Raw genomic sequence first — 19736 nt, 5'->3', positions numbered from 1 at the left:
CAGAATAATTAAAACAGAATGACCAAAGATTTTAGAAGAATCTGTAGTTTTTTTATCCTCATATGCCTTTTTATTCCATATTCATGGTCTCAAAAAGCTGTTCCAAAATTTAATTTCGTCAATATAAAGGAAGGAATGTCCAAGGTGGGGGTATACTCTATCTTAAAGGACGACCATGATTTTATTTGGATAGGGACCAACGGATCCGGTTTGTACCGTTACGATGGTATTGATTATAAATCGTATAAACATAATATTAACGATTCCACTTCCATTGGTAGTAACCAGGTCAATTGTACTTATTTGGACAGTAAAAATAGATTATGGGTAGGAACCGAAGCGGGGTTGAGCCTTTACGATCGAAACAAGGATCAGTTCAAGCAAATACCGATTTTACCCTCCAAATCGGCTGATGGTTCAATTATCCATGTAATTGCACTAAAAGAGGATAGTCAGGGTAATCTACTAATTGGTTCGTATCGGAAAGGAATGCTCAAAATGAATCTAGATAGTTTTGAAGCGGAAAGAGTCCAGGTTCGTAAAACCAATGTCGAACAATCCCTGGTTGTTCGTGCTATACAAAAGGATGCCAGTGGAAAAATTTATGCCGGCACCAATATGGGGCTATTTTCAATAGATGCGCAAACGGGGGTTCTGGAACCATTTAAACTATGGAGAAATGGAAGACTGGAATCTATTGAGGTCTCTGTAAGGTCATTGCTTATTGATGACACCGAGAATATTTGGGTAGGAACGCTATCAGATGGCCTGTATAAGGTTAATTTGGGGAATTCCACTGTTGGTGAACCAGCGGTTTTGGAAAGGTACGCCTTTTCTACCCATCCGTTTTTTACACTAATGGCACTTCCCGATGGTACGCTGATGTGCGGGACGGAAAACGATGGTTTGTTTCATTTAAATGCTGACGGAGAAGTATTGAATCATTATATAATCAATAAAAAGGATGAAAAAAGCCTCTTGTCAAACTCTATATGGACTTTGTATTTGGATAATGATCAAAAAATATGGCTTGGCTATTATAATAAAGGAGTAGCTGTATATGATAAGTTATATGACAAGTTTAAAGACATAGAAAGTCTGTACAACAACCCAAATTCTTTGCAAATTAGTTCGGTTACCTCTATTGTAGAAGACCCCTCGGGTAAGCTATGGATAGGAATGGATGGTGGCGGAATAGATATTTTGGATTTGAAAAATAATGATTACACTCATATAAATAAGGGCAGCAATAAAGAATATTCGGGGCTGACCAGTGATTATATACAGACCATTTTTATTGATAGTAGAGAAAATATCTGGGCAGGAAGTTGGGATGGGGGGATCTATTATTTGAAAAAAGGATCTAATAGATTCATGAACTACAACATCACTAATACCCAAGGTGGTTTAACCTCCAATACGGTAATGAGTTTTGATGAGGATAAGAAAGGTATTGTTTGGATCGGGACATATCACAACGGTTTACATTCCTACGACCCAAAAACAAAACAGTTTAAACAATACAATTCCCAGTCTTTTACTGATCAAGGAGTCAATAGTAGCAGTGTTTATAAGGTTTTGGTTGATTTTCAGGACAATTTATGGGTGGGTACCACCCAAGGGCTGTATAAGATCACGAAGCAGGCAGGCCAAAAATTTTCGGTGGTTTCCATGGTGGATAGAATGTCTCGGGAGTCTACCAATAATTCCGCATCCAATTACATTTTGTCACTTTACGAAAGCAATGACCTCACTATTTGGGTAGGGACTAAAGGAGCAGGCCTATGTAACTACCGGCCTAATTCCGATACTTTTATTTGGTACGATAAACGTAAAGGCTTGGAAGAAGAAAATGTCTGCGGTATTATTCAAAGTTTGGATGGCAACATTTGGGTAGGGGGTAATGCGGGGATTTCGAAAATGGATGTAAATACCAGTGAATTCAGCAATTTTACCACTGACGATGGCCTACTTTCCAATGACTTTAATATCAACGCAACCTTTATAGATGATATGGGCACAATTTATTTTGGTGGGTATCAGGGTGTAAATTATTTTAATCCTTCAGTGATTATTACCAATACCAATGAGACCTCCCTGTATTTATCAGAGTTTAGATTGTTCAATGAAAAAGTCCTGCCGACTCAGAAAGATTCCCCACTAAAAAAAGTAATCTCAGAAACAGATAGTTTGGTCTTAAAACAAAATCAATCGGTTTTTACCATTGAATATTCGGGGATCAACTTTACACGTCCGGAAAAAAATGAATATGCCTATTATCTGGAGGGTTACGAAGAATCGTGGAATTATGTCGGCAAAAAAAGGAGTGCAACCTATACCAATCTAGACCCAGGAAATTATACCTTCAAATTAAAAGCGGCCAATAACGATGGCGTTTGGAACGCTTCTCCCTTAATATTACAAATTGTTATTTTACCACCTTGGTGGAAAACAAATTGGGCCCTATTCTCATATGTAATTCTATTTATTCTAGGTGTATTCCTACTAAATAAAATGACACAGTCCAGAATAAGGGAAAAGCAACAGATATATTCGGAACGCGAAAAAAGGTTGCAGGAAAAGAAATTGGATGAAAAAAAGTTTCAATTTTTCACTAATATATCCCATGAGTTTAGAACACCGCTTACTTTAATTATTAATCCACTTAGGGATATATTAAAGGATGACAGTTTAGCCCTTCCGTCAAGAATTAAGGAAAAACACAAAACCATTTATAAAAACACAGATCGACTTTATAGATTGGTAAATGAGTTGTTGGACTTTAGAAAATTGGAATTGAATAAAATCGGAGTAAGGGCACATAAACTTAATTTGGTGAACCTTGCCAAAGAAGTAGTTAGCCATTTTAAGGAGGAGGCCCTTGAAAAAAATATACATCTTAGTTTGGATTCGGATACTGATGATCTAATGCTTTGGGCAGACGAGAGTATGTTGGAAAAAATTATTTTCAATGTTTTATCCAATGCTTTTAAGGTGACGCCCGAGGGGGGAGCCATCAATATCGAAATATTGTCAAAAGACGAAATGTATTCATTGCCACTGGTAGATAGCAACAATCCTACGCAAGGAGTGGAAATAATTATTTCAGATACCGGGCCTGGACTTAAGCCTGAAGAAACGAAAAGAATTTTTGAAAGGTTTTATCAAGTGGAAAACTTGAATAAGACCTATTACGGAGGAACAGGTATTGGTTTGGAGGTGGTCCAAAGTTTTGTGGAACTGCACAAAGGGAAAATTGAAGTTAAGAGCGAGGTTGGTAGTGGTACTACCTTTCGGATTATACTGCCCAAAGGAAATGCGCATTATAAAACAAACGAGATTTTGTTGGATGTAAAAGAGCGTGATACCCATAATGAACCATTTATACTTACTAATACCAAAGAGCAATTAGAAACGGTGGTAGATTTGGATGAGGTTACCAGTTCGTATACATTGTTGATCGTTGAAGATAATCCTGAACTGAGGAATTACTTAAGGAATGAACTTAAAAATCAATATAAGATACTTTTGGCCAAAAATGGCAAGGAGGGCTTGGAATTGGCCAAGTCGGCACTTCCCGATATTATTATTACAGATGTTATTATGCCCGAAATGGATGGTTTTGAATTTTGTAAAAAAATTAAGGGGGATTTGAGGACCAGTCATATACCTTTATTGATGCTTACGGCAAAAGCGCGGATAGATGATAGAATGGAAGGGATTGAAACGGGAGCAGATGCTTATATGGTTAAACCTTTCGATTTAAGACTGCTAAGACTAAGGTTATCGCAACTAATAACCAGTAGGCAACTAATTTTCAATAAATATTTCAGTGTTATCAGTGATGTACCAGTGAACAAGAATACTAACTCCTTGGATAAGGATTTTATTGAAAAAGTTTTGAATTACATCAATAAAAATATTGATGATCCAGACTTAAGTGTAGAGGCTTTGGCATCACATTTAAATTTGAGCAGGAGTCAGTTTTATAGAAAAATAAAGGCATTGACCAATCAGACGGCCAATGAATTTTTGCGCAATATTAGGATAGAAAGGGCCAAACAGATTATTGAAATGGGAAATACCAATATTAGCGAGGTATGTTACAAGGTGGGGTTCTCCACTCCTTCATATTTTACAAAATGTTTTAAAGAACATTTTGGAATACTCCCCACAGAAGTAGTACCCCTTAAATCCTAATTTTTACCCTCTTGTGATTACCGGGAAATATATTGCTTTCATAATCTTTCGGCTAATTCGTACTCTTTTAAATATACTTCAAATAGGTTTGCATTTGTTATTGTTCATGTTTTAACAAGTTGTAGGTATATAAACTTCTAATGGATATAAGTGATGTCGCTAAAATGGCCATATACTTTTATCAGTAAAATTCTTCAAACCAAATAGACGATCGCACTGACAACAAGTTCTGCCCTTTGTGCTAATTACATTTCATGAAAATTGGGCTCAGAGTAAGTTAACATATTGTCAAAGTCCATTTAAAAGTGGAGTTGCCTGAGCACTTCAACCCTAAAGGGTTAATATAGCCTAGAAAAAATGTTGTAAAGGATAAAACGGATGTTGCATTATGTCGGTTTATAGGCAAGTTGCAGCAAAAGTTCTATCTGCTGCACGATGAATGGCAGCTGCTTTTTAATATTTATTTAACATTTGATAGAATGAAAATGAATAATTCAAAATTCAAATGGAAGCAGTTGATTGAAATGCTGTTGATAATAGCCATAGTTGGACTCTTGATTTTTTTTATCGTTTTTATCCTATAAGGGTAATACACTTAATAGACCTATTGATGACCAATAGGAGACATACAATTTTATACTAACTTAAACTACATTCAACATTATGAAAAACAAATTATTTAAGAACCTGATATTTCCGGTATTTCTATGCCTTGGAAGTGTTATTTATGCCCAAACGGTCCAAGGGGTCGTAACCGATGTATCCGGACCAATTCCTGGTGCCAATATTGTAATTAAAGGCACTACAACAGGTACGGTTACAGATTTTGACGGAAATTATGAAATCGCCGTAAATACCGGCGACGTCATAGTTGTATCCTACATAGGATATCTTACCCAAGAAATTGAGTATACAGGACAGGAAACCATAGATGTGCAATTACAGGAAGATGCTGCTTTGTTGGAGGAGGTAGTTGTTGTAGGTTATGGGAAATCTGTCAAAAAGGAGGATTTAACAGGAGCCGTTTCCGTAGTAGGGAGTAAGGAACTGGAGAAAAGTCCATTGATAAATGTGGATCAGGCGCTTCAAGGAAGGGCATCAGGAGTTCAACTTACCCAAAATTCAGGTGCACCGGGAGCCGGATTGAAGATTCGGGTGCGGGGTAGCAACTCAATAACGGGTAGTAACTCTCCGCTTGTTGTGGTTGACGGACTTATCGATGTGGATATTAACTCGGTGAATCCATCGGATATCCAATCCATTAGTGTTTTGAAAGATGCTAGTTCTTCCGCGATTTATGGTAACCGAGCTGCCAATGGTGTAATTATAATTACAACGAAAAAGGGTGCTGATGGAAAAAGTATCATCGAATTTGGATCTTATATAAGTTTTTCAGATCCCTCGGATTCTATTGATTTGTTGAGTGCGTCAGAATTTATAGATTTTGCCAACACAAAAAATATTGGTGCAACCGGAAACCCAATACCTGTATTTGATTCCCAGCAAAAAATAAATGACTTTATAGCAAAATCAGTCGATTACCAAGAAGAGGTCTATAGAACGGCAATTGCTCAAAACTATCAGATTTCGTTTAGGGGTGGGTCGGAAAAAATGAATTATTATGTTTCCGGCAACTACTTGGATCAGGAAGGTCTTGCCATTAATACCAATTTTAAAAGATATTCTTTACGATCTAATATTAATGCAGATTTAACGGATAAATTAAACTTGAGTACATCCCTTAACCTTATTCGCCAAGAGGGATTGAATAATGACCCAGGTTTTGGTGCCGGATTAGCGTTAGGTGCGGTAGGTTTTGATAAAACAACGCCCATTTTTGATGCCAACGGGAATTACAATAGACAAACTTTGGTTATCGGCGGTGTTCAGGAGTCCGTTCTTACGAATCCAATATTTACTGCTAGGGAAAGTATAGGAACAAGTTCCGTAAATAGAGTGCAGGCAAATGTTGCTTTAAATTACAATCTTGTAGAAAATTTGGACTTTAACGTAAGTGGAGGTATAGATTACGCTAATATTGCCGTGGCGTATTTTAACCCTGCCAATAATGATGCTGCACAAATTACTGCCGGGCAAAATGCCAATAACAGTAATAAGACTCAATATGCATTTAGACTTAATTATGATAATACGTTTAATGAAAAGCACAATTTAAATGCAACTGCTATTTTTGAAGAAAGGAAGAACCTTTCTACCGGGTTCAATGCAGATGGTAGAGGTTTTTACACGGCCAGTACAGGTTTTGACAATATAGGTCTCGCAGATACGCAGACCATTGGCAGTGGAGTTTCGGAACGTACATTAAGATCGGCCATTGGTAGGGCAACCTATAATTACGATTCTCGATATTTAGTAACGGGTTCTGTAAGGTATGATGAGTCAAGTGTTTTTCTAAAAGATCAGGGAGGGGTATTTAGCTCTTTTGCCTTAGGTTGGAATATTAATAACGAAGAATTTTTTACATCTGAAACCATAAGCACGTTAAGACTTCGAGGGGGATGGGGACAAACCGGTAATGAGCTCATTGGAACAAGTGACGCACTTAATTTATTAAGAAATAATCCATGGATCCCCAATGGCGGGGCCACTGGAAGCACCGCTATACTACCGGGTACCAGACTTGCCAACCCGGATCTTACATGGGAGACAACGGTACAGACAAATATAGGTTTGGATGTGGGTATTTTAAATGATAGATTCAATTTAACGCTAGAGTACTATTCCAAAAAGACGGAGGATTTATTACTTACAAGACAAGTACCGCGTTTTACCGGAAGGGTTGATCAAGTAGTAAATGCTGGAGAGGTCGAGAACAAAGGATTTGACATTAACCTTACCGGAAGAATTGTCCAAAATGAAAACTTTTTGTGGGATTTTAGCGCCAATTTATCAAGTAATAAAAACAAGGTGTTAAGTTTAATTGGCGATGAAACTGAAGTATTTCCTGGTTTAACCGTTGGCGGTTCCATTCCGGCGCCTTCCATTGTTCGTGTTGGAGAGCCTATAGGCGTGTTCTACGGGTTTATTTACGAAGGTGTAAATTCGGCCGATGGGAATGCAATTTATGCAGCTGATCAAGACATTATTGGAGACGCCAATCCAGATTTTACTTTTGGAATCAACAATAATATGTCCTATAAAGGGTTCGACCTGAATTTCTTTTTTCAAGGGGTTTCGGGCAATGATGTCTTCAACCGTGCGCGGTCCCTTATTATAGGACGTGACGGTAGAATCCCATTCGGAACATCTGCTGAATTAAGAAACACATGGACGGCGAGCAACACCTCAGCCCCCCTTCCATCTTTGAACGCCACCAATACTCAAAGCCAATCGTCGGAATTCATTGAGGATGGTTCGTTTATTAGGTTGAAAAATATATCATTGGGTTACACCCTAAGGGATGTCAATGCTTTAGATGCTATGGGTGCCGAATCCTTAAGGCTATATGTCAGTGCCCAAAATTTAATTACTATCACCAATTATTCCGGTTTAGATCCTGAAGTTAGCAATGGTGGTGAAAACGATAGGCTGGCAGGTGTAGATATTGGGGCCTTGCCGACATCAAAAACATTTACTTTAGGTTTAAATTTAAAATTTTAAAAAAAAATGACGATGAAAAGACAATTAACAAGTTTAGCTAGAAAGATGGTGTATCTGTCTTTGTTTGTCGCGGGGGTTATTTCTTGCGATGATCTGGCCATAGATACACAGGGAGAATTGGCAGCAGAGCAATTTTATAGCAGTGTGGCGGATATCCAATCCGGAACACTGGGTGTTTATTCGGTTCTGTCCGATAAGTTGTTCGCCAATAGTGAAAATTATTGCCACTTTTGGGCCGCAGATGATAGAACCGCCGCTACAGGTTCCAATAAGACATTCTATTTAGAGTACGATCAAATGCAACCTTTGGATACCAATCCTTGGCAAACCAATGGATGGAATCAATTGTGGGAAATTATTGGTGCAGCCAACACCTTTTTGGACAATGAGGAGAAAATGCGGGCTTTGGTGCAAGGTTCGGATGAGGAAATATTGGATAGATCACTTGGGGAAGTACATTACTTAAGAGGATTGATATATTTTGAATTGGTACGAACTTGGGGTACAATACCCCTTCTTACCTCTCAGGCCGATGTTACAGGGCAAGAGCCTTTAGCTTCTTTTGAGGAAATATATGCCCTAATCATAGAGGATTTGATTTTCGCTAAAAACAATTTAGGCCCTACTTCTGTAAATGGAATTTACAGGGCTAATAAGTGGATGGCCCAGGCTTTATTGGCAAACGTATATTTAACAACCGCAGGGTTTCCTTTAAAAAATGAGGCCAATTATGCACTTGCTGCTGCAGAGGCCAAAGGTGTCATGGATAGTGGAATATTTGCTTTGGAACCTAGCTTGAACGGTATTATGGGAGTGCAGGCCAATAACTTAAGTGAAGACGGAAATACTGAAGCTATTATTGCATTTCCGGCAAATATTGGATTGGACGGTTGGAACGCCGGTAATTATCAGGCTGAGTCCATTTTGTTTGGTGATAAGTGGGTGGAAATAGCATTCTATAACAATTTCCCAGAGGGAACACGAAAGGATTTTACTTTTGATATTAGTGATACGGGACAAATTTTCTATTCTATAGAAAAATTTGGTGAACAGGATTTTGGAAACGTGAATAAGGATATTAATTATCTACGTTATGCTGAATTGTTGTTGATATATGCAGAGGCTCAAATTAGAGCGACAGGTAATAACAGTGAGGCAAGCGCATTGAGTGCCCTAAATGACGTAAGAGAGAGAGCGGGTTTAACCGCTGTTGCTTCAGCTACTTGGGAAGATGTGGTTTGGGAAAAAGCTTGGGAAAATGCTGGCGAATGGTCTAGATGGTACGATATTATAAGGACAGAGACATTGGATGAAGTAAATGCAATAAGAGATCCCTATGATAATAATTTGACGCCACTTGGAAATGGTATAACCGAAGCCTTTCCTTGGTCTCCAATTCCGGCGAACGATGTTTCTGCCAACCCGAATTTACAGAAATAGTAAAAGAAAGTTAGTTAGTTTAATTTGTTAAATTACCTTCAACTTATTTACTAAAATAGGTTGAGGGTTTTTTGAATATTTATCATAAAATATAGTAAATGAAACATTTTGTTCCTGTTTTAATACTAATACTGTTTTCTGCTTGCAATGGTCCAGAACATGAAGGTACATTGTTTAATTTGATGGCCTCAGAACGCACAGGGATAACTTTTGTAAACAAAATACAGGAGACGGAAAAATTAAATTATTTCACCTATCCCTATTTATATATGGGAGGAGGAACCGCTGTTGGGGATTTTAATAATGATGGATTTGAAGACATCTTTTTTACGGGAAATCAGGTTTCGAATAAATTATATATCAATACCGGAAACCTAGCCTTTGAGGACATCACCGAAAATGCGGGTTTAACTGGGGACGGTAGATGGTATACAGGGGTATCCTTAGTGGATATTAATTCTGATGGCTGGTTGGATATCTATCTTTCGGTTGCTGGCCTATCAGGTGTTCGCGACAATGAATTATATATTAATAACGGGGATTTGACCTTTACCGAAGCAGCAGCAGCCTACGGTATCGCGGATAAAGGTTATAGTTATCAAGGAACTTTCTTCGATTATGATAATGATGGTGATTTAGATCTTTTAGTCATTAATTATTCACCAACAAAATTCACTGCCAAGCCAGAGTATTATAAATATAAAATGGAGCATATCAACGATTTTGATTCGGATCATTTATATGAAAATGTCAATGGTAAATTTGTTGATGTAACCAAGGAATCGGGCCTTTCCAATTTTGGCCTTACCATTAGTGCCAGTGTTACCGATTTTAATAATGATGGATTGCAGGATATTTATCTATCCAATGATTTTGGGTCACCAGACTTTTTATATTTAAATAACGGGAACAAAACTTTTCGGGAAGTCTCTAAACAGGCTACAACGCATACGGCCATGTATAGCATGGGGTCTGATGTCGCCGATTTTGATGGCGATGGCTTAATGGACTTCATACAGTTGGATATGAGTCCACAGGATAACTTTAGATCCAAAACCAATATGGCGAGTATGAATATACCTTTATTCTGGGCGCAGGTAGACAACGGACTGCACTATCAATACATGCACAATGTTTTACAGCTAAATTCTGGTATTAAAAAGGGTATTCCCCAATTTAGTGATATTTCGCATATAACGGGCATGTCATCTACGGATTGGAGTTGGTCCGTATTGGCCTTAGATGTGGATAATGATGCCAAAAAGGATGTTTTTGTAACCAACGGCACAAGAAGAGATATAAATAACCGTGATTTTTTTAATAATGTAAATAAAGGATTGGCCTTTGCGTCTCCGGAGATGTTGCTGGAAGAATCTAAAAAAATACCGTCCCAGGCCATAGCCAATTATCTATTTATAAATAAGGGCAATTTGAATTTTGAGGATATATCGGATTCCGCCGGAATAGCACAGCCGAGTTTCTCCAATGGTATGGCCTATGGTGATTTGGACAATGATGGCGACTTGGACTTGGTAATCAACAATATAGACCAAGAAGCCTTTGTATATGAGAATACTGCTTCTGGAAAAGATAACAGTAATTACCTGAAAATCCTACTAAAGGGCGATGGTTCCAATTTAAGTGGTATAGGTAGTAGAGTTAAACTTATTACTAAAGAGGGGACCCAAACATTGGATCAGATGCCGATGCGGGGTTTCCAATCCACGATATCCAATATACTGCATTTTGGGCTAGGGAATACCACCACCATTGACACCCTGGAGGTAGCTTGGACAGACGGAACTATTTCCTTGCAAATAAATGTTCCGGTTAATCAGACTCTAACTCTGAATAAAGAACAAGCCCAAGGCAAAATGCAAGCCAACAAGAACAAAGGGAAGACTATTTTCGAGGGCGTTGATGAAATTCAAGGATTATCGGATTTTTCCCATAAAGAAAATGATTTTGATGATTTTGAAAAACAGATTTTATTACCTCACAAAATGTCTCAATTTGGACCCGCAATGACGGTGGCCGACTTTAATAGAGACGGTTTGGAGGATGTGTTTTTTGGAGGTAGTTCCGGGGAAAAGGCAGCCCTATTTTTTCAAAATAGGGAAGGTGATTTCTTAGAACAGGAGAATTCTTATTTTGAAAGGAACAAAATGCACGAAGATGTTGATGCTATTTCTTTCGATTTTGACAATGATGGCGATTTGGATATCTATGTCGTTTCAGGGGGTAATGAATTTAAGCCAGGACACTCAAATTATAAAGACCTTTTGTACATAAATAACGGGCAGGGTATATTTACGGATGGTTCATATAAATTACCTGAAAGTGCAAGAAGCGGAAGTGTAGTGAAGCCTTTTGACTATGATGGAGATGGTGACCTGGACCTATTTGTGGGAACTAGACATCTCCCACATAATTATCCTTTTTCGGAGGGTAGTTTTATTTATGAAAATAAAGGCGATCATTTTGAAGATGTAACAATGATGATTGCAGCGGAATTGACAAACGCGGGTATGGTAACCGATGCCGTTTGGGCAAATATCAATTCTGATGACCAAATAGACCTTGTATTGGTAGGTGAATGGATGGAACCTCTGGTCTTGCTACAAAATAAAGAGGGCAGCTTTAAACCAGCCAATAATGGAGGTCTTGGTTTAATTGACATGGCCGGATGGTGGTTCTCTATAGAACAAGCCGATATTGATAATGATGGCGATATAGATCTTATTCTAGGGAATTTAGGTGAAAATTATAAATATCAAGCCTCCGTTAAAAAGCCATTTAAAGTTTTCGCCAAGGATTTTAATGATTCGGGAAGTACCGATATCGTTTTGAGTTATCCGCAAGGGGGGGATTATTATCCAGTTAGAGGTAAGCAATGCTCCTCCGAACAGTTGCCAGAGTTAAAAGTGAAATTCAAGGATTATAATAGTTTTGCAAAGGCAAACATTAAAACAATATATTCGGATTTAGGCCTTTCCAACGCTTTGGAATTAAATGCATCAACTTTTTCCTCTTACATTCTTATAAATGATAAAGGGAGTTTTAGCAAGCTAAAGATGCCAAGTTATGCCCAAATTTCATCGATAAATGACATTCTGGTGGAAGACTTTGATAATAATGGCTCTAAAGAGGTTCTATTGGTAGGTAATCTATATGCCTCAGAAGTCGAGACTACCAGGAACGATGCAAGTTATGGATGTTTATTGGCATTTGATAAGGGCATGGAAAATGTGATGGCTTTAAAACCCGCCAAGAGTGGTTTATTTATTGGGGGTGATGCTAAAAAAGTTGGTAAAATTAAAATTGGTGGGGAGTTTTGTGTCATAACGGCTACGAACAATGGGTCTGTTACAATTCATCGTTACTAGCAAATAAATATTTTGAGCGACTGTATTTCTGGTTGTCGATAGGTCCACCATGGCATTAGAAAAGCTGAAAACAAATAGTGGATTTGTGGATTACTCCTGAAATAGCTACATAACACAATTCACCATAAAATCAACGATTTAACTAGAATTAAACATAAAAAGCATGAGGCGAATAACTAAATATCCATCAATAATTGTCGTTAGCATTTTACTTTGCTTGTTGTCCCAGGCTTGTAACAAGTCCGAGGAGAGAAATTTTAAAATTCAATTCGATAGCAGCAAAAAGGTTTCTGGACAAAAATTTGCCATTAAAGACATTAGTCCAGGACTTGAGACAGATTGGAGTGGTTATAATTTTGTAGAACTAGAGATGATGTCGACCACCTCGCAAAGATTTCAAGTCGGCTTTACCACCGACGAAGGGTATAATGAAATACGCGTTATGAGCTATCTACCCAACGGATGGATGAAACTGGCCATTCCTTTGCGATTTTACACGGAATTACCGGATGCTGCCAATGATATTGCTGGAACCATGAATCAACCTCGTTATTCGGGCTGGTTTAATCTCGGAGGGGAACGGGGACCATTGACAGGAGTGGATTCAATTGGAATAAGAATGCATGTTCCTATTGGAAATCCAACTATAGAATTGCGTTCCATAAGTTTACACGTCAATGACCCTGGTGATGAATATTTGGGTGATATACCTGTAGTTGATGAGTTTGGACAATCCAATCTTGTAGATTTCAAAGAAAAAATTAAGTCCCTTGAGCAATTAAAATTCGAATGGAAGATGGAGGAGGAAGCATTGGACAAGGTAGAGGATTTCAACTATTCAAAATATGGAGGATACCTTAACGCACAGGTTGAAGGGACAGGTTTTTTTAGAACGCAAAAGGTAGAAAATACGTGGTGGTTTGTTGACCCAGATGGCCATCAGTTTTTATCTTTAGGGGTCGACTGTATTGCTCCAGGTAGTGGTGGCAATGTTAATCGACTGGATAAACGTACAAATTTCATCAAACAGGCACCACCGGAAGGCCATGGGCTGAACTTGGATAACCCCAATACCGTATCTTTTGGGACCTGGAATTTGTTTCGTCGATTTGGAGAGGATTATGTCTTTAAATCCCAAGATATGATTATAGACAGAATGTCTAATTGGGGTATAAATACTATAGCCAACTGGTCCAGTAGGGAAATCATCAATATGAACAAGAAGCCTTTTATGCTTCAGCTTTATGACCTTGGTATTGATGAAGGTGTAATGGGGCTAGCAGATGTATATGCATCTGATTTTGAAACTAAAATTGATAAGGTAGTAAGGGAGACTGTTTATCCATACAAGGAGAATCCCTGGCTTATAGGATACTTTACCGGTAACGAACCTTCATGGCTCGGTCAAGAATCCAGATTGTGCGATTTAATTTTGGAAGTACAGGAAAACAAACCCATCAAAGAAGTTCTAAAACAATATTTAGCGGAGGGTGATACACCGGAAAGGCGAAAAGAATTTATATATAATACCTTTAAAATTTTTCTTCAAACCGTAGAGTCCTCAGTAAGAAAACACGACCCTAACCATCTAACCTTGGGAATCCGGTTTGGGAATATCCCCGAGGATGGAATATTGGAAATTTGCAAGGAAGTTTTTGATGTATTTAGTTTCAATTGTTATGAGTTGACACCTCCCAAAGAGTTGATGGATAGAATTATGAACGTAACGGGTTTGCCAATGATTATAGGGGAATACCACGCAGGAACGGTAGATAGAGGCATGGCCCAGGCACTGGTTCAAGTTGAAAATCAGAAGGAACGAGGGGTAGCCTATAGGCTTTATACAGAGCAAGCCTTTGATCATCCGGGACTCATAGGTGTAGCCTATTTTCAATGGCCTGATCAGGATTTGACAGGTAGAGGTTATGATGGAGAAAATTACAATTGTGGATTGGTGGATGTTACCGATCGCCCATATAAATATATGGTCAATGCAATTAAAGAAACAGCCAAAAGTTTATATGATGTGCATTCCCAAAATTTGGAAGCCTTTGATCAAAAACCTCTTAATCCTTGTGGTTATGGACCAATTCCTGATTTATGGAATGAATAATAGCCATATTGCAATGAATTTATTTTGGAGAGTGCTACTATTGGGTGCTAATTCATTAGATTTTGACAGCGCTTTTGCTAGTGTTGGGGAAGTTTGCCGATCAATGGTTAAAGCGATATAAAGCGAATTTGATCTGTTGTTAAAACAATTAGACGAGCCTTTCTCTACCCCATTTCCTTGTTGTTACTGTTTTATGCTGTTTGCAGGCCATGTTAAGATATTCGAATTAAAATTTAAGAACTGGAGTTATCGACAAATCTGTGTTTTATAAAAGATTTATTTCTTTTTGCTTTTCACCTCAGTAGGTTAAATGAATTTACCTGGGATTCGCCCGGTATGGAAATAGATGAAGTAATGTGCTGTCAATAGGACCTTACAGGCTGTTTGACCCGTTGCAAAACCTCTGTGAATGGATTAAACTTTCCAGAAAGTGCAAAATAAAGTCTTAAAGTGTGGACGAGGATACAGCTTATTCCTGTAGATCCAAATATTCCATAAGTACTGGTACTTTTTCAATCTTTTCCTTGGTCAAAGGTTTTTGAATAAAATGTACAATGTTGGCATATGATTTGGATTTATCCAAATCTGCGTAATCCGCAGAGGAAGTTAAAATTATGACGCTGATGCTTTTTTCCAAGCCATGGTTGCAAATCTCATCCATAAATTCCCAACCATTCATTACAGGCATATTAATATCCAAAAGCAGCATATAGGAAATGTCAGGACTATTATTATCGAGTATATGGTCCAATGCCAATTTCCCATTTTTAAATTGTTCAATTTTGGAATTGGTGTATTTTGAAAACAGTTTGTTATGCAAAAAAAGAATTACGGGGTCGTCATCTATCTGCAATAATCTGTAGGTCATTCTTTTTCTCTTTTAGTTGGGTATCGTTAATAATCTTGGCCATATTTTTGGTCATTATATCCATTTCATTGGCCGAATTTATAATTTCGGTATTGATATAATGCCTGTCCTCCTGGCATATGGAATCATGATCGGTCAGTAAATTTATTAGACCCATTAAGCGTACCAAAGGCGCCCTAAGTTCATGGGATTGCATCCAGCCAATCTTTTTTAAACTCTTATTTTGATTTTCTATAAATTTTAAATATTTCATTTTTTCTGAAATATCTATAGCGATGATTTGTCTACATTTTTGACCATTATAGGTAATGGGACTACTATATAGATGCACTGTTAATATTTCACCCTTTTTGGTAATATGTTTAAAATGGCCGTCGAAAAGGTTCAAATAATTTTTTCTAGTTTTTTGAACCTGTTTTTCCAGATTGGTCAACTCGCATTTTGGCCTTATGTCTGCCAAAGTCATGCACATGAATTCATCTTTGCTATAACCGTATTTTTCTATAGCAGCCGTATTGACATTTAAAAAAGATAATGATTCCAGGTCATACACCCATGAAGGCTGGGGGGAATGCTGAAAAAGGCTATGGTATTTTTCTTCGGATACCATAAGTTGTTCTGTATACAATTTCTCCTTGGTGATATCTGTAATTACAATGTCTAGAAAACAACTGCCATCTTTATCCTTTATAGGTGTTCCTACACCCTGACACCAAATTATCTTATCTTCCTTTGAAACCACACGCCATTGGCATTCGAAAAATTCCATTTTCGCAAAGGAATTGCCCAAGGTGGATCTAATTCTACCAAGATCATCCTTATGTGCCAAGTTGCGTAAATAGTCTTCATCTTTTAAAAGGGTTTTACAAGGAATATTCCAGTGTTTTAGGGCTTCCTCACTTATATACTCGACTTTGGGATTGTCTTTGGAATCTTGTCGTAAGCGCAGTATTATTATGGAAACGTTTTTAAGGATCGATTTTAATTGGGTATTCTTTTTTCTCTTGTTCGTAACCTCCTGTATGGTGCCAATTCCACCAATAGGATTATTGGAATTGCTAAATTCATTGGCTAGACCAGATTCTTTTATCCATCTCCAAGACCCATCCTTATGCTTAAATCTATAGGATATTTCAAAGGAATGATTGGTGCCTTTTTTATATTCCTTCCATGATTTTTGAAGTAACTCAAAATCTCCAGGATAGAATAATTCCTTGAAACTGTTCGATGTAAATGATTGATCGCAGGGTTCTACATATCCCAGGACATTTTGAATGTATTCAAGATTCTTGAATATAGGGTCTTCTTCATCCCATCTCCATCCATAATACTTGTTCTGAGTTCCCATATTTTTTAAAGATCACCTAGTTGCTTGCCCTATATTACTAAGTACATAGTAGACTTACTGGACTTAGCCTTGTCCAAATTAAATTTAAATGTTAAGATATGATTCAATTCAGATAATATATAATGCAAACGGCTAATTTTTCAAATACGTATGTCCTTTTATGCTTTTTGTACCTTTAATAGAGGTAGAATACCTTAGTAAATAGGAATATACCCTTAAAAAGTGAGGATGTTCTATGCTTAATCTATTTTAGGTAAAGTCTAAATGACTGGGTTGTAGTATGTGGAATTGAATAATGGATTTGTCCAGGTTACCATCGAGATTCGCGCCACCGGTAATGGTGTACGGCCATAGGTTCAACTTAGTTTTTATTCAGCAAACTTTGTTGGAATAACTTAAAGATACGGGTGTATTCATCTGTCCAGCTACTGGGCTCAACAAAACCGTGTCGTTCTACCGGGTATACTGCCATCTCCCAATTGTGTTTCTCCAATTCGATCAAGCGTTGGGATAATCGCACCATATCCTGAAAATGGACGTTGTCATCTATCATGCCGTGCAGGATCAATAAATCGCCCTTTAATCCGTCCGCAAAATAAATTGGGGAACTTCTTCGGTAGGCCAGACTGTCTGTGACCGGAGTGTTTAATATCCGTGCCGTATATCCGTGGCTGTATGCTGCCCAGTCTCCCACGGACCTGATTGCTGCACCCGCTTTAAAGGTGTCGGGGGTGGTAAACATTCCCATTAAGGTTATAAATCCGCCATAGGAGCCACCATAGATACCTATTTTATCTTGGTCTATTCCTAATTCCCGTACCAAATACGCTGCTCCATCCACTTGGTCGGACAAGTCCTTTCCACCCATGTGTCGGTATATTCCGGTTCTCCAGTCCCGACCATAGCCAGCACTGCCCCTATAATCAATGTCCAATACGGTGTAACCATTGTCCACTAAGAGATTGTGGAACATATACTCTCTAAAATAGGTACTCCACCATTTATGTGCGTTTTGCAAATATCCCGCTCCATGTACAAAAATAACGGCCGACTTGTTTATTATGTCGGAATTGGGTTTGTATAGCCGAGCGTGTACTGCCTCGCCATCTTTGGCCTGGAACGTGATTATTTCAGGGTCACGCCATTGATATTCTTTAAAATTTTTGGTAGTGGAGAAGGTTATACGTTTTGCCTCTGCTTTGGATTTTCCCCAAATTGGATTGTCCTGTAAGTAAAGTTCCGTGGGCTTGTTGGTGTATGAATGCAGTATGGCCATTTTACGCTCATCTGGGGACAGGGTAACCTCGTTGGCCCCTATCATCTGGGTCAGTTGTTGTAGTTTTCCACCTCCAATGGGCATGCTATAAAACTGGCGGTCCCCAGGATGGTTTTTGTTGGCCGTAAAGTACCAACGCTTTTTATCCTTTGAGATTAGTGGGTCGTAAATTTCAAATTCACCCGAAGTTAATGTCGTTACTTTTTTGGTGTTTACATCCATCATATAGAGATGTGAATATCCTGTTTTTTCGGATTGGAACCAGATACTTTTTCCATCTGGCATCCATCCCATTTCGCCTCCTTCGTATCCTCCAATGCCAGGTCCGGCTATCCAGGCTTCGTCATGTTGGCGATTTAATTGAGTAACCATGCCGTTTTTGGGATCTAGAAGTACTATCCATCGGTCTTTATAATCGTTGCTATTAATGTCCAGCACCGCATATTTTCCGTCCTCGCTCCAAAGAGGGCCATCAATATAGCCTAGCCTGTTTTTATTTTCGTAGGTCTTATCCGGATAATCCTTGGTGTATTCAGGTACGTAATCCAAACCTTCCAGGCTGTCCAGGACTACTGGATAGGCTTTTCTATTGGCAATGTCATATACGAACATTTCATATTCGTAAGGTTCGTTGCCCACCTTCGATCTTGTATTTTCATTTTCGGTATAGCCCGATTCGGTAACGTAATGGGGAACAATGGTACCCTTATATGTTTCTGGCGATTTTGCGGCTATGTAAGTGATATATTCTCCTTTGGGGCTAATCCTTTGATTGTAAATTGATCTGTCGCCGGGGTCGATAGATAAAGGTTCCTTAGCCTCCAAACGTTTGTTTATTTCCTCGGTTGCGTCTTTTTTTGTTTTTCTTTCTCGCAGTACATCAAATAGGCCTAATTGATCTTCGTACAGCCATTGGTCTTTTTTACTTTTTTCGTCATCCGTTTTTTTAGACTTAATTTTTGTAAGCTGAACGGTACTCCCGTTAGCTATATTCCAGGTAAAAAGATTTTTATCCTTTTGAAAGGCAACTTTGGTGCCATTGTCCGTGAAATGGGGGGTGGTTTCGTATTCTTCGGTCTGGGTTATCTGGGTAATATGTTGGTTTTTAAGGTTTAATAGAAATATATCGCCCCGTTTGGCATATAGTTTCAGGGATCTATCCTGGTTATAGACCCCGATAGTACGTGGTAGGGCGTACTCGGTCTCAAAATCAGTTTTTACCGTCTTGGCCGATTTTAAATGATAGGTGTAAAGGGAGTCACTTTGTGCTTGTATGGGATTCCAATCAAAATATAGGGTTTGGCCATCCATGGACCACTGGGAGTTGGATGGAAGATGTCCCACAAAGTTATCACCCTGCATAATTTCTTTGATCGATAATGTTGAGGTATTTCCTTGCTGCGCAAAACAAGGGATAATGGACAAAAGAGATATGCCGCACAGTAGCCAAATGTTCTTCATTTATTTTATTTAAAATCCTAGAG

General features: G+C 38.3%; 8 protein-coding genes. 5 read left to right on the top strand and 3 right to left on the bottom strand.

Going from position 1 to position 19736, the window contains the following annotated elements; all coding sequences use genetic code 11:
• The first annotated feature begins 18 nt into the window (after positions 1 to 18).
• The 5 genes from H4O18_RS17595 to H4O18_RS17575 all read left to right on the top strand — a co-directional run bounded on the left by H4O18_RS17595 (position 19) and on the right by H4O18_RS17575 (position 14760).
• Positions 19 to 4200 (top strand): hybrid sensor histidine kinase/response regulator transcription factor, encoded by a 4182-nt coding sequence (locus tag H4O18_RS17595; protein ID WP_187587026.1) that lies wholly within the window; start codon positions 19 to 21, stop codon positions 4198 to 4200.
• Positions 4201 to 4863: 663 nt separating this feature from the next.
• Complete coding sequence (locus H4O18_RS17590; RefSeq protein WP_187587024.1) at positions 4864 to 7821, top strand: SusC/RagA family TonB-linked outer membrane protein; 2958 nt, start codon at positions 4864 to 4866, stop codon at positions 7819 to 7821.
• Positions 7822 to 7833: 12 nt separating this feature from the next.
• Positions 7834 to 9261 carry a RagB/SusD family nutrient uptake outer membrane protein gene (locus H4O18_RS17585; RefSeq protein ID WP_187587022.1) on the top strand — a complete coding sequence of 476 codons (1428 nt, stop codon included), beginning with the start codon at positions 7834 to 7836 and terminating at the stop codon, positions 9259 to 9261.
• A 98-nt stretch (positions 9262 to 9359) separates the two neighbouring features.
• Positions 9360 to 12647 (top strand): VCBS repeat-containing protein, encoded by a 3288-nt coding sequence (locus tag H4O18_RS17580; protein WP_187587020.1) that lies wholly within the window; start codon positions 9360 to 9362, stop codon positions 12645 to 12647.
• Between the two features lie 163 nt (positions 12648 to 12810).
• On the top strand, positions 12811 to 14760 hold the full coding sequence (locus H4O18_RS17575; protein WP_187587019.1) for a hypothetical protein: 1950 nt from the start codon (positions 12811 to 12813) through the stop codon (positions 14758 to 14760).
• Between the two features lie 469 nt (positions 14761 to 15229).
• Here the strand turns inward: H4O18_RS17575 and H4O18_RS17570 are convergent, their stop codons facing one another.
• The 3 genes from H4O18_RS17570 to H4O18_RS17560 form a co-directional block, all read right to left on the bottom strand.
• The gene (locus H4O18_RS17570; RefSeq protein WP_187587017.1) at positions 15230 to 15628 is read right to left on the bottom strand and encodes a response regulator; all 399 of its coding nucleotides are present in this window, start codon (positions 15626 to 15628) and stop codon (positions 15230 to 15232) included.
• Positions 15600 to 16976, bottom strand: coding sequence for a PAS domain-containing protein (locus H4O18_RS17565; RefSeq protein WP_187587014.1), 1377 nt, complete (start codon positions 16974 to 16976; stop codon positions 15600 to 15602). Before H4O18_RS17565 ends, H4O18_RS17570 begins: the two co-directional genes overlap by 29 nt.
• Before the next feature lie 361 nt (positions 16977 to 17337).
• Entirely contained in the window at positions 17338 to 19713 is a 2376-nt protein-coding gene (locus tag H4O18_RS17560) for a S9 family peptidase (protein ID WP_187587012.1), read from the bottom strand.
• Positions 19714 to 19736 lie beyond the last annotated feature (23 nt).

This window comes from Arenibacter arenosicollis, from assembly GCF_014397245.1.
Classification (GTDB): domain Bacteria; phylum Bacteroidota; class Bacteroidia; order Flavobacteriales; family Flavobacteriaceae; genus Arenibacter; species Arenibacter arenosicollis.
This window is presented reverse-complemented; position numbering and strand designations above follow the sequence as displayed.

Bases quoted from the DNA above. Each gene is read 5' to 3' on its own strand.
- H4O18_RS17580 (WP_187587020.1), top strand. From the start codon at position 9,360: ATGAAACATTTTGTTCCTGTTTTAATACTAATACTGTTTTCTGCTTGC.
- H4O18_RS17565 (WP_187587014.1), bottom strand. From the start codon at position 16,976: ATGGGAACTCAGAACAAGTATTATGGATGGAGATGGGATGAAGAAGAC.
- H4O18_RS17570 (WP_187587017.1), bottom strand. From the start codon at position 15,628: ATGACCTACAGATTATTGCAGATAGATGACGACCCCGTAATTCTTTTT.
- H4O18_RS17575 (WP_187587019.1), top strand. From the start codon at position 12,811: ATGAGGCGAATAACTAAATATCCATCAATAATTGTCGTTAGCATTTTA.
- H4O18_RS17595 (WP_187587026.1), top strand. From the start codon at position 19: ATGACCAAAGATTTTAGAAGAATCTGTAGTTTTTTTATCCTCATATGC.
- H4O18_RS17560 (WP_187587012.1), bottom strand. From the start codon at position 19,713: ATGAAGAACATTTGGCTACTGTGCGGCATATCTCTTTTGTCCATTATC.
- H4O18_RS17585 (WP_187587022.1), top strand. From the start codon at position 7,834: ATGAAAAGACAATTAACAAGTTTAGCTAGAAAGATGGTGTATCTGTCT.
- H4O18_RS17590 (WP_187587024.1), top strand. From the start codon at position 4,864: ATGAAAAACAAATTATTTAAGAACCTGATATTTCCGGTATTTCTATGC.